Below are 12,052 nucleotides of genomic sequence, written 5' to 3'. Positions count from 1 at the left end.
TGAGAGACCTACGCATCGTTTGTTTCGTCCCCCTCGATTTCGCCGATGCGCTGTTGCAGCGGCGAGATCCATCCGCTTCTGACCTTGATCAAATTCCATCGTGCGCGCTTGGCGATCAGGATCGCGGCATCCATTTCGCCGGAGCCTCTCACAAAATCCGCATAGATCTCCGATTCGATCTGGGTGTTGACCGATCTTTCGTAATATTCAGTAATGTAGCAGCTGACGCGTTCGCGGTACTCCTCCCACTCCATTCTGTGCGCCTTCTCGGCGGCAGCCTCGGAAGCTGTCACGCCCCAGTAAGACAAAAGATCGTGTGCGGTATTCTCGCCCCAGTCGCGAAACAGCGGGTGCGACCGAGGTTTCGACAACATGACAGCAAAGTCCTGACACCAACGTGCAATCTCGACAGGATCGGCATTGATCCCAGGATTCGATCCTAACCATTCGCTTACTTGGCGCAACGGTTCGTGCAGTCGCCAATCGAAGGCCTCCATCTCGGCGCGACGCTCTGCGCCGGGGTGCCATTCGAACAGAACTCGAGTCTTAGTATTTAGTCGCTCAACCGTCGATGCATATACGAAAGACAAACGAGACTTGCGTGCCCGCAGCACCTGAAGAACCTCGCGTTGACCATAGTATAGGCTCGACGACCAATCCAACACCTTACCGCTGTTATTGGCACGATAGTGCGACTCGCCTGTGTGATTATCTCGACGCGGCACGGTCTCGACGACGAGATCTATATCGCCAAGATCATCACTGTCAGTGACGTACGAGCCGAACGCGCTAATCTTACTTACGAAGAAGACCAGTTCATCTCGTCTGTTAATCTCGTTGGCGCGCCTGATCAGGGCGGCGACTTCCTTGTCGGCTTTTGCACGGTCAAAGCGCTTCGTCAGATTCATTGCCGCAAGCTGCCTACCCTTCTGGCTAGTCTCATATTGAGCCTTGTCCCAGTCGCTTTCTGGTTGATGTGGCTCAAAGTACCCTTCCGATAGTAGCTGTGCGAAGACGTGCTGAGCCTCAGCCATCTTGATCGGCTTGAACTTGAAGCCCCAAATCTTGCAATACTGCTTACGATCATCAGCATCGGACTGCTGGCGAAGGATTCTCGGGATTCTAAGGTCGTTCTTGCAAGCGGCATCCACCGTGCTGCGCCAATGCTCGTCGTTAAGGAAGTCGAGTACGGCCTCCACGTTGACGCGATAGGGTTCGTGCAGCTCACGCATCAAGCCGCGGGCCGTCTTAATCGGCAGTCCAGCGATGAGTTTGGAATCGATTCTCATTATTGCTTGAATAAACTGGAAATTCGGACCTTACGCGGATCAATGAGGGCCATCCGATCGAATGCCTCCAAAAGGTTCTTGCGATTTTTTGCCACCTTGCTGTCACGAAGTGGCGCGAAGCGCCGGATGAGGGGTTGTCTCCGCGAATTCCAATGTGAGAGACTCGCGTGCGGAGGGGACCCCTCACCCGTCTCGCCGCTGCGCGGCGAGCTACCCTCTCCCACAAGGGGCGTGGGTGCACCGTCTGCGCCGTGCGAAAACTCAGCTCAGCCAGAATTTCGGCGTCGTCGGCTCCAGCCTTCCGCCCGCGCGCACCGGTGCAATCCGCAGCGCGAGGCCCGTCGCGTCATCCGTCTCCACGGCAACGCCGCTCAGCGTCGCAGCGCCCGCTGCCGGCTCGAAGCGGCCTGACGGGATCCCGGAGGTGAACCTCCGCAACGGCTCCTCCTTCTGCATGCCGATGATGGAGTCGTAGTCCCGCCGGTCATGCCGGCATCGGTCATGTAGGCAGTGCCGCCTGACAGGATCTGGTGGTCAGCGGTCGGCACATGGGTGTGCGTGCCGACGACGAGGCTGGCGCGGCCGTCACAGAAGAAGCCGATGCCCTGCTTCTCGCTGGTCGCCTCGCAATGGAAATCGACGACGATGGCGTCCGCGGCAACGCCGAGAGGGCAGGCGCCGAGCTCGCGCTCCAGGGCTGCGAAGGGATCGTCGAACGGGGTCATGAAGACGCGGCCGAGCGCGTTGACGACGAGCGCGTGCTTGCCGTTCTTGGTCTCGACCAGCGCTGCGCCGCGGCCGGGCGTGCCGCGCGGATAGTTCGCCGGCCGCACCAAACGCTCCGCGCGCTCGATGAACACCAGCGCTTCGCGCTGGTCCCAGGAGTGATTGCCGAGCGTCACTGCGTCGGCGCCGGCGTCGAGAAATTCCTGATAGATCGCTTCCGTGATGCCGAAGCCGCCGGCGGAATTCTCGCCGTTGACGACGACGAAATCGAGCGACCAGTCCTTGACCATGCCGGGCAGATATTCGGCGATGGCGTTGCGCCCGGAACGGCCGACGACATCACCCACGAATAGAATGCGCAACTTCAGAACTCCGGAAATCGAATACGTCCGATTCCGTTAGCACATAATCCAGCGCCACGTCGTGGGATAGTGCCGGAATCGCCTTGATCTCCTGCGCTGCAAAAGCGAGCCCGACAGCGACGATGTTCTTGGCTTTTCGCAGATGCGCGAAGGTGTGGTCGTAGTGCCCGGCGCCATAGCCGATGCGATGGCCGAGACGATCGAAGGCAGCGAGCGGCGTCAGCATGATATCCGGAATGACTTCAGCGGCCCCAGGCGACGGCTCGGGAATGCCGAGCGGGCCGAGCATGAGGCGATCGTTCGGATGGAAGATGCGGAAGATCAGCGACTGGCCGCGCGCGGTGACACAGGGCAGCGCGAGCCTGGCGCCCTCCTCGGCCAGCTTCTTCATCAGCGGCATCGGATCGATCTCGCTGCGAATCGGCGAATAGCCGGACACGATGCTGCCAGGCAGGAGCTGGAACGGCAGCCCGCGCTTGGCGAGCTTGGCGGCGGCGGCGGTGCGCTTCTTTTCGCTCAGCGCATCGCGCGCCGCGAGGGCCTTGGCACGGAGTTCGGCTTTCGAATTCGACATGCGCGCGCTTTCCCCGAGGCGGAGCCTTGCTCTGCCGTCATCGTCCGCGAAGGCGGACGATCGAGTATTCCAGAGACGCCAGTGCAAGAACCTCGACGCCGCGGAGTACTGGATGCCCGCCTACGCGGGCATGACATCGAAATTGAACCGCAAGCGTGTCGGGGACGCAATTCGACAGGCACAACCAGAAAGAAACAGTACGAAGCCGCGAACGCCGTTGAAGCACTCGATCCCGGAGTTCCCTACGAAAGTAGGTGGGCACCATATGTCCGAGCCCACGGGCCCGGCCAGGGACAGTTCCCTAAAGGATCGATAAGGGCCCCGGGGATTATGGCTCCTGACGCGCGTCGCAGCCTCGCTCGGGCAATGTAACAACGATGCTGACGAATCGCCAGCCCCGCTTGCAGTTGCTCCACTTCTCCCGCTTGCGGGAGAGGGTGCGCAGCGGCTTCGCGGGCCTCTACCCGATGGCGATCCCGTTGCCGACGGTCCGGTTCAGGACCTGGGTCGATTTCTCGATGCGCTCGGCCGCAGAGTTCAGTGCGGTCACGACCGCCGTCTGGGTCAACCGGGCGCGCTCGACGGCTGCGTTGCGGAAATCCCGCAGCTCGGTCAGCTCCTGCTCCATGGTACGGATGCGGTTGCCGGCGTCGACCAGCTCGTCGCAGACGGTCAGCGCCGCCATCACCGTGAGCCTGGCATCGCCGATCTCGCCGAACTTTCCGCGCAGGGACTGGATCCGCGTCTCCAGGCTTTCGGCGAGCTTGAGCAGCCGCACCTCCTGGCCCTCCTCGCAGGCCATGCGGTATTGCCGGCCGTTGATGGTGACGTTGATGTGGCTCATCCGTCCTCTCCGGTATCGAGCACCGAGCGTATCGTGACGATCGCGGAATCCAGCCGATCGGAGATCTCGCGGCTGGAGCGTTCGAGCTTGCGCGCCTTCACCAGCGCGCCGTCGAGCTCGTCGGCAAGCCGCGAGCGGTCCGCGCCCAGCGCCTGGATCCGCGCCGCGAGCTCGTTCTCGTCGCGGTCGGCATCGCGCCGCCGCTCCACCGCGCTTTCGAGCGAGTCGAGCGCCGCCATGAGTCTGCGGGTCGCGATCTCGATCTCGGCGGCAGAGGACTCGGTCATGGCAGAGCTGTTGGAAACGCGATCGTTCATGCAGTCAGCGGCGGAACCTGTGGCCTTGCCCTTGGGCTTTTCCTTGGGCTTTTCCTGGGGCTTGCCGCCCGGCAAAAGACTCGGTTCGGCAAGCGGTTAGAAGCAGAAATTTACGTGGCAAGCCAGGGAAGCGCAACGCCGCCGCGAAACTATGCACCGCTAAGCAACTTTTACGGCCAAACCGACGTTTGATTGCCTTGGACTCCCGGAACCGAGATGCTATTTCAGCCCCCGACCTTCAGTGGCCGCCAGGCTCCTCCCATGCGGTCCGCACCGCCGCCAAGCGCCTCATTTCAGACGGATTTCAGACATGACGCAAGTCGATCACACCCGCATGGCCAACGCGATCCGCGGCCTCGCAATGGACGCCGTCGAGAAGGCGAAATCCGGCCATCCCGGTTTGCCGATGGGCGCGGCCGACATGGCCACGGTGCTGTTCACGCAGTTCCTGAAATTCGATGCGGCAGCGCCCGCCTGGCCCGACCGCGACCGCTTCGTGCTCTCGGCCGGCCACGGCTCGATGCTGCTGTATTCGCTGCTGTACCTGACCGGCAATTCCGACATGACGCTGGACCAGATCAAGCAATTCCGCCAGGTCGACTCGCTGACCCCCGGACATCCCGAAAATTTCCGCACCAAGGGCATCGAGACCACCACAGGCCCGCTGGGCCAGGGCATCTCCACCGCCGTCGGTATGGCGCTCGCCGAAAAAATGCTCGCCGCCGAGTTCGGCAAGAAGATCGTCGACCACCACACTTACGTGCTCGCCTCGGACGGCGACCTGATGGAAGGCGTGTCGCAGGAAGCGATCGCGATGGCCGGGCACTGGAAGCTCAGCAAGATGATCGTTCTCTACGACGACAACGGCATCTCGATCGACGGCCCGACCTCGATTTCCGATTCCGTGGACCAGGTGAAGCGTTTCAAGTCGGCGGGCTGGGCCGCCGAGAAGATCGACGGCCACGACCAGGCCGCGATATCGGCCGCGATCACGCGGGCGCAGAAGTCGAGCAAGCCGACGCTGATCGCCTGCCGCACCACCATTGGCTTCGGCGCACCGCATAAGGCCGGTACGGCGAAGGCCCATGGCGAAGCGCTCGGCGCCGACGAGCTCAAGGCCGCCAAGGAAAATCTCGGCATCTCGCTCGAGCCGTTCGCCGTGCCCGACGACGTGCTGAAGGCGTGGCGCGCGGCCGGCAGCCGCGGCGCTGCAGCTCGCCAGGAATGGGAAGGCCGTCTCGGTGAACTCGGCAGCCGCAAGCGCGCCGAGTTCGAGCGCCGCCTGCGCCATGAGCGTCCGGCCTCGCTCGTGAAGGCAGTGCGCGCCTACAAGAAGGAGCTGCTGGAAAAGCCGATGACAGCGGCGACCCGCAAATCCTCGGAAGCGGTGATCGAAGTCATTGCCGGCGCCATGCCGATGGAATTTTTGGCAGGCTCGGCCGACCTCACGGGCTCCAACAACAACAAGGCGAAGTCGGCGACCGCCTTCTCCGCCAAGACGCCGAAGGGCCGCTTCATCCATTACGGCATCCGCGAGCACGGCATGTGCGCGGCCATGAACGGCATCTTCCTGCACGGCGGTTTCGCGCCGAATGGCGCGACCTTCCTGGTGTTCACCGACTATGCGCGCCCTGCGATGCGCCTTGCCGCGTTGATGGGCGCCGGCGTCGTCTACGTGATGACGCACGACTCCATCGGCCTCGGCGAAGACGGCCCGACCCATCAGCCGGTCGAGCATCTCGCAGCGCTCCGCGCCATCCCGAACATGCGTGTGTTCCGCCCCTGTGATTCCGTCGAGGTCGCCGAATGCTGGGAGCTCGCGCTGAACCGCCTCGACGGCCCGACCGTGCTGGCGCTGACACGGCAGAACGTGCCGCAGCTCCGCACCACCGCGCCGAACGACAGCCCTTGCGCTCAGGGTGCCTACGAGCTGGTGGCCGCCCAGGGCGAAGCCAAGGCAACGCTGTTCGCCTCCGGCTCCGAGGTCGAGATCGCGGTCGCGGCCCAGAAGCAGCTCGCCGAACGCGGCATCCCGTCGCGGGTGGTCTCGGTGCCCTCGCTCGAGCTGTTGTTAGCGCAACCAGAGGCCAAGCGTGCCGCCATCATCGGCAACGCGCCGGTGAAGGTCGCGATCGAGGCGGCGGTACGCTGGGGCTGGGATGCCGTGATCGGCCATGATGGCGAATTCATCGGCATGCATTCCTTCGGCGAAAGCGGTCCGGCGAAGGAGCTTTACAAGCATTTCGGCATTACCGCCGAGGCTGCGGTGAACGCCGTGCTGAAGCGCGTTTCGTGAGAGTTGAGCTTGCCAAAAAAAGGGGTTACCTAAGCTCTCATATGATCAAGCACCGCCCGGATGAACCGGGCGTCCGCCCTAAAAAAACCCTCGCAGGCGCGCTAAGCGCGTTGTGCGGGAAGATCGGCGTTATCGAACACCCGTCATTGAACGGTCATAAGGAGACGAAACATGGTGGTCCGCGTCGGAATTAACGGTTTTGGCCGCATCGGCCGCAACATCCTGCGGGCCATCGCTGAGTCCGGCCGCAAGGACATCGAGGTCGTCGGCATCAACGACCTCGGCCCGGTCGAGACCAACGCCCATCTGCTTCGCTTCGACAGCGTCCATGGCCGCTTCCCCGGCGCGGTGACCGTCGAAGGCGACACGATCAGCCTCGGCGGCAACAAGATCAAGGTGACCGCGGAGCGCGATCCCTCGAAGCTGCCCTGGAAGGACCTCGGCATCGACATCGCGATGGAGTGCACCGGCATCTTCGCCTCGAAGGACAAGGCCTCTGCGCATCTGACCGCCGGCGCCAAGCGCGTGCTGGTCTCCGCGCCCGCCGACGGCGCTGATGCCACCATCGTCTACGGCGTCAACCACGACACGCTGACCAGGGATCATCTGGTCGTCTCCAACGGCTCTTGCACGACCAACTGCCTCGCTCCGGTCGTCAAGGTGCTGAACGACCTCGTCGGCATCGAGACCGGCTTCATGACCACGATCCACGCCTACACCGGCGACCAGCCGACGCTCGACACCATGCACAAGGATCTCTACCGCGGCCGCGCGGCTGCGATGTCGATGATCCCGACCTCGACCGGCGCCGCCAAGGCGATCGGTCTCGTGCTGCCGGAGTTGAAGGGCAAGCTCGACGGGCGTCGCGATCCGCGTGCCGACCCCGAACGTCTCGGTCATCGACCTCAAGATCGTCGCCAAGCGCGCCACCGATCCGAAGGAAATCAACGCGGCGATGAAGCGCGCCTCCGAGCAGCAGCTCAAGGGCATTCTCGGCTACACCACGGCGCCAAACGTCTCGATCGATTTCAACCACGACCCGCACTCCTCGACCTTCCACGAGGACCAGACCAAGGTGCAGAACGGCACGCTGGTACGCGTGATGTCCTGGTACGACAACGAATGGGGTTTCTCGAACCGCATGGCGGACACCGCCGTTGCGATGGCGAAGGTGATCTAAGAACGTAGGTCCCATGTCCCGGACGCGGTGCAGCGCGCGTGCGCTGCTCCGCAGAGCCGGGACCCATGTTCCCCGCGTAGGTCCCGGTTCTGCACAGCGGCACTTCGCGCCGCAGTGCGCCCGGGACAAGAGAGCCCAGAGATGACCAACAAATTCCGCACCCTCGACGACGTCGACGTGAAGGGCAAACGCGTGCTGCTGCGCGTCGATCTCAACGTGCCCATGGACAACGGGCGCGTCACTGATGCGACCCGGCTCGAGCGCGTCGCGCCGACCATCACCGAAATCTCCGACAAGGGCGGCAAGGTCATCCTGCTCGCGCATTTCGGCCGGCCCAAAGGGCGCGATGCCAAGGACTCGCTCAAGCCCGTCGCCGAGGCGCTCACCAAGGTCGTGAAGAAGCCCGTCGCCTTCGCCGACGACTGCATCGGCGAGCCCGCGGCCACGGCCGTTGCCGGCTTGAAGGACGGCGACATCCTCTGCCTGGAAAACACCCGCTTCCACAAGGAAGAGGAAAAGAACGATCCCGCCTTCGTCGCGGAGCTGGCCAAGCTCGGCGACATCTGGGTCAATGACGCGTTCTCGGCCGCGCACCGCGCCCATGCCTCGACCGAAGGCCTCGGCCACAAGCTGCCGGGCTATGCCGGCCGCACCATGCAGGCCGAACTGATTGCGCTGGAGAAGGCGCTGGGCTCACCGGCCAAGCCCGTCATCGCGATCATCGGCGGTGCCAAGGTCTCGACCAAGATCGACCTGCTCGAAAACCTCGTGACCAAGGTCGACGCGCTCGTGATCGGCGGCGGCATGGCCAACACCTTCATGCACGCCCAGGGCGTCGGGATCGGCAAGTCGCTGGCCGAGAAGGATCTCGCCGCGACTGCGCTGCGCATCATGGAGAAGGCGGAAGCCGCCAACTGCGCGATCATCCTGCCGGTGGACGCGGTCGTCGCCTATCATTTCGCCGCCAACGCGCCGTCGCATGCCTATGGCCTCGACGCGATCCCGGCCGACGGCATGATCCTCGACGTCGGTCCGCAGTCGATCGCACGCGTCCATGCCGCTATCGACGACGCGGCGACGCTGGTCTGGAACGGACCGCTCGGTGCCTTCGAGATGCAACCCTTCGATCGCGGCACGATGGCAGCCGCCAAGCATGCCGCGGAGCGCACCAAGGCCAAGAAGCTGATCTCGATCGCGGGCGGTGGCGACACCGTCGCGGCCCTCAACCAGGCCCATGTGGCCGGTCAGTTCACCTATGTCTCGACCGCCGGTGGCGCATTTCTTGAATGGATGGAAGGCAAGCCCCTGCCCGGCGTCGAAGTTCTGCGCACCAAATAATCAGTCGCGAATAATTAGCGGCCTTCAAGTGGCCTTGCAGGCCCAAACGGGAGAAGAAGACACATGGCTCGGATCACGTTGCGTCAATTGCTCGACCATGCGGCAGAGAACGATTACGGCGTACCGGCCTTCAACATCAACAATATGGAGCAGGCGCTGGCGATCATGGACGCGGCCAATCAGGTCGACGCGCCCGTCATCATCCAGGCCTCGCGCGGCGCGCGGTCCTACGCCAACGACATCATGCTCAAGCACATGATGGACGCGGTGACCGAGATCTATCCGCACATCCCGGTCTGCGTGCATCTCGACCACGGCAATGAAGCCGCAACCTGCATGACCCGCGATCCAGGCCGGCTTCACCTCGGTCATGATGGACGGCTCGCTCAAGGCTGACGGCAAGACCCCCGGCGACTGGGGCTACAATGTCGGCGTCACCAGGATCGTGACCGACATGGCCCATCTCGGCGGCATCTCGGTCGAGGGCGAGCTCGGCGTGCTCGGCTCGCTCGAGACCGGCATGGGCGACAAGGAAGACGGCCACGGCGCCGAGGGCAAGCTAAGCCACGACCAGCTCCTGACCAATCCGGACGAAGCCGTGAAGTTCGTCCAGGAGACCCAGGTCGACGCGCTCGCGATCGCGATGGGGACTTCTCACGGCGCCTACAAATTCACCCGCAAGCCCGACGGCGACATCCTCGCCATGAACGTGATCGAGGAGATCCACCGCAAGCTGCCGAACACCCATCTCGTCATGCACGGCTCCTCGTCGGTGCCGCAGGACCTCCAGGACATCATCAACGCCTATGGCGGCAAGATGAAGCCGACCTGGGGCGTTCCGGTCGCCGAGATCCAGCGCGGCATCAAGAACGGCGTTCGCAAGATCAACATCGACACCGACAACCGCATGGCGATGACCGGCCAGATCCGGAAAGTGCTCAAGGACAATCCGGAAGAGTTCGACCCGCGCAAGTACCTGAAGCCCGCGATGGAGGCCATGACCAGGCTGTGCAAGCAGCGGCTCCAGGAATTCAATACCGCAGGCCAGGCCGCCAAGATCAAGAAGGTGCTTACGACGGCCGAAATGGCCAAGCGCTACGCCAAGGGCGAGCTCGCCCCGAAGGTGGCCTAAGCAAGGCGCATGCTCTATCCCTCCCTCGCCCCGCCCTTTGCGGGGAGAGGATGGGGTGAGGGGCTGCTTCCATGTGGACGGTGACAGACGGACTCGCGGAGACTCCCCCTCACCCCATCCTCTCCCCGCAAGCGGGGCGAGGTAAGAGACGCCCCCTCCTACCCCCCTTCCCCTGCGACGAACGTTAACTCGGCATTTGCCCGAGAACGGTCTATTTTCACAGGCAAGGGCAGAATCGTTTTGGGAGGACCTCTCGATGAATCTGACTGAGCTCAACAGGATCGCGACCGCCATGGTCGCACCCGGCAAGGGCATCCTTGCCGCCGACGAATCCTCCGGCACCATCAAGAAGCGTTTCGACGCGATCGGCGTGGAATCGACCGAAGAGAACCGCCGCGACTATCGTGAGATGCTGTTCCGCTCGAAGGAAGCCATGAGCCGGTACATCTCCGGCGTCATCCTTTATGACGAGACGATCTGGCAGGACGCGAAGGACGGCACGCCCCTGGTCAAGCTGATCGAGAGCAGCGGCGCCATTCCCGGCATCAAGGTCGACGAAGGCACCCAAGCCCTGCCGATGTGCCCGGGCGAGTTCGTCACCGTCGGGCTCGACAAGCTCGCCGAGCGGCTGAAGAAATATTACGAGCGCGGCGCGCGCTTCGCCAAATGGCGCGCGGTGATCGACATCGGCAGCGGTATTCCCTCGATGACCGCGATCAGCGTCAACGCCCATGGGCTGGCGCGCTATGCGGCGCTGTGCCAGGCTGCGCAGATCGTACCGATCGTCGAGCCGGAAGTGCTGATGGACGGCGATCACGACATCGATCGCTGCTATGAGGTGACGAACCGCGTGCTCAACAAGACCTTCCAGGAATTGCGCGTGCAGCGGGTCGCGCTCGAGGGCATGGTGCTGAAGCCGAACATGGCAGTCTCCGGCAAGAAGTCCGCGAAGCAGGCTTCCGTCGAGGAGGTCGCGGAGAAAACGATACGGCTGCTCAGGGCCTGCGTGCCCGCGGCGGTGCCCGGCATCGCCTTCCTCTCCGGCGGCCAGTCGGATGAAGAGGCGACCGCGCATCTCAACGCCATGCACAAGCTCGGTCCGCTGCCCTGGGGCCTGACCTTCTCCTACGGCCGCGCGCTCCAGGCTGCACCGCAGAAGGCCTGGTCGGGCAAGGCCGAGAACGTCGCAGCCGGACAAAACGCATTCAGTCACCGCGCGCGTATGAATGGGCTCGCCTCCAGAGGCGAATGGCAAAGCAGCCTGGAACAGAAGGCAGCCTAGATCTTGTCGAACAAATCTCCTCCGCCGCGCCCTGCGCCGCGCCTTTATCTCGCGACGCCTGTCGTCGATGATCACGCTTCGCTTCTGGCCGAGCTGCCCGGCCTGCTTGCTTCCGCCGACGTCGCGGCCGTGCTGCTGCGGCTGAAGGAGACCGACCAACGCACCATGATCTCGCGGATCAAGGCTCTGGCGCCGCCGGTTCAGAAAGCGGGCGCCGCGCTGCTCATTGAAGGCCATGCCGAACTGGTCGCGCGCGGTGGCGCCGACGGCGCGCATCTTGCGAGCCTCGCTGCGCTGGAAGAGGCCGCACCCTCGCTCAAGCCCGATCGTATCGCCGGCGTCGGCGGGCTTGAGACGCGCCACGATTCCATGAGCGCGGGCGAGCTGGGCGCCGACTACGTGCTGTTCGGCGAGCCCGACGAGAAAGGCCAGCGGCCGTCGTCCCAGGCGATTGCCGAGCGGCTGGATTGGTGGGCCGAGTTGTTCGAGCCGCCCTGCGTCGGCTTTGCCATGTCGCTGGAAGAGGCCCACGAATTCGCCGCCAGCGGCGCCGATTTCGTGCTGGTCGGCGAGTTCATCTGGGCCGATCCGCGCGGACCCAAGGCCGCGCTGATCGAGATCGACGCTGCGATCAGGAAGGCCTATGCGACAGCGCTTGCCGGCCAAGATCCTGCGGGCCGGAAGCCTGCGGGTCAAGAGCACGGCTAGCGCC

The 12,052-nt window shown here is 63.8% G+C and carries 8 protein-coding genes, 1 other RNA gene and 3 pseudogenes; 6 read left to right on the top strand and 6 right to left on the bottom strand.

Translation table 11 applies throughout. The annotated features are described in order from the left end of the window. Positions 1–8: 8 nt before the first annotated feature. The 6 genes and pseudogenes from ACVWYI_RS07140 to ACVWYI_RS07115 form a co-directional block, all read right to left on the bottom strand. A complete protein-coding gene (locus ACVWYI_RS07140) occupies positions 9–1,289 on the bottom strand; it encodes a hypothetical protein (protein ID WP_456661592.1) in 1,281 nt (426 codons plus the stop codon). Positions 1,290–1,550: 261 nt separating this feature from the next. After that, positions 1,551–2,377 (bottom strand): annotated as a pseudogene (locus ACVWYI_RS07135) (TIGR00282 family metallophosphoesterase). Then, the gene (locus ACVWYI_RS07130) at positions 2,355–2,951 is read right to left on the bottom strand and encodes a 5-formyltetrahydrofolate cyclo-ligase (RefSeq protein WP_456661591.1); all 597 of its coding nucleotides are present in this window, start codon (positions 2,949–2,951) and stop codon (positions 2,355–2,357) included. Before ACVWYI_RS07130 ends, ACVWYI_RS07135 begins: the two are co-directional and overlap by 23 nt. Positions 2,952–3,149: 198 nt before the next feature. Then, a non-coding RNA gene (ssrS, locus tag ACVWYI_RS07125) (6S RNA) lies at positions 3,150–3,310 on the bottom strand. Between the two features lie 101 nt (positions 3,311–3,411). Continuing rightward, the gene (locus tag ACVWYI_RS07120; RefSeq protein WP_247341779.1) at positions 3,412–3,795 is read right to left on the bottom strand and encodes a cell division protein ZapA; all 384 of its coding nucleotides are present in this window, start codon (positions 3,793–3,795) and stop codon (positions 3,412–3,414) included. Continuing rightward, the gene (locus tag ACVWYI_RS07115; RefSeq protein ID WP_456664490.1) at positions 3,792–4,112 is read right to left on the bottom strand and encodes a DUF4164 domain-containing protein; all 321 of its coding nucleotides are present in this window, start codon (positions 4,110–4,112) and stop codon (positions 3,792–3,794) included. The genes ACVWYI_RS07120 and ACVWYI_RS07115 overlap by 4 nt, the downstream gene beginning before the upstream one ends. A gap of 310 nt (positions 4,113–4,422) precedes the next feature. Between ACVWYI_RS07115 and tkt the strand changes: the two genes are divergently transcribed. The 6 genes and pseudogenes from tkt (at position 4,423) to ACVWYI_RS07085 (ending at position 12,048) form a co-directional block, all read left to right on the top strand. After that, positions 4,423–6,408 (top strand): transketolase, encoded by a 1,986-nt coding sequence (gene tkt / locus ACVWYI_RS07110; RefSeq protein WP_456661590.1) that lies wholly within the window; start codon positions 4,423–4,425, stop codon positions 6,406–6,408. Positions 6,409–6,579: 171 nt separating this feature from the next. After that, positions 6,580–7,588, top strand: a pseudogene (gene gap, locus ACVWYI_RS07105) (type I glyceraldehyde-3-phosphate dehydrogenase). A 141-nt stretch (positions 7,589–7,729) separates the two neighbouring features. After that, complete coding sequence (locus ACVWYI_RS07100; RefSeq protein WP_456661589.1) at positions 7,730–8,926, top strand: phosphoglycerate kinase; 1,197 nt, start codon at positions 7,730–7,732, stop codon at positions 8,924–8,926. 63 nt (positions 8,927–8,989) lie between these two features. After that, positions 8,990–10,058: pseudogene (gene fba, locus ACVWYI_RS07095) on the top strand (class II fructose-bisphosphate aldolase). A gap of 256 nt (positions 10,059–10,314) precedes the next feature. After that, on the top strand, positions 10,315–11,340 hold the full coding sequence (locus tag ACVWYI_RS07090) for a class I fructose-bisphosphate aldolase (RefSeq protein ID WP_456661588.1): 1,026 nt from the start codon (positions 10,315–10,317) through the stop codon (positions 11,338–11,340). Between the two features lie 3 nt (positions 11,341–11,343). After that, the gene (locus ACVWYI_RS07085) at positions 11,344–12,048 is read left to right on the top strand and encodes a thiamine phosphate synthase (protein WP_456661587.1); all 705 of its coding nucleotides are present in this window, start codon (positions 11,344–11,346) and stop codon (positions 12,046–12,048) included. Positions 12,049–12,052: the final 4 nt, after the last annotated feature.

This window comes from Bradyrhizobium sp. LB13.1 (genome assembly GCF_054056815.1).
This window is presented reverse-complemented; position numbering and strand designations above follow the sequence as displayed.

Bases quoted from the DNA above. Each gene is read 5' to 3' on its own strand.
- ACVWYI_RS07140 (WP_456661592.1), bottom strand. From the start codon at position 1,289: ATGAGAATCGATTCCAAACTCATCGCTGGACTGCCGATTAAGACGGCC.
- ACVWYI_RS07130 (WP_456661591.1), bottom strand. From the start codon at position 2,951: ATGTCGAATTCGAAAGCCGAACTCCGTGCCAAGGCCCTCGCGGCGCGC.
- ACVWYI_RS07120 (WP_247341779.1), bottom strand. From the start codon at position 3,795: ATGAGCCACATCAACGTCACCATCAACGGCCGGCAATACCGCATGGCC.
- ACVWYI_RS07115 (WP_456664490.1), bottom strand. From the start codon at position 4,112: ATGAACGATCGCGTTTCCAACAGCTCTGCCATGACCGAGTCCTCTGCC.
- tkt (WP_456661590.1), top strand. From the start codon at position 4,423: ATGACGCAAGTCGATCACACCCGCATGGCCAACGCGATCCGCGGCCTC.
- ACVWYI_RS07100 (WP_456661589.1), top strand. From the start codon at position 7,730: ATGACCAACAAATTCCGCACCCTCGACGACGTCGACGTGAAGGGCAAA.
- ACVWYI_RS07090 (WP_456661588.1), top strand. From the start codon at position 10,315: ATGAATCTGACTGAGCTCAACAGGATCGCGACCGCCATGGTCGCACCC.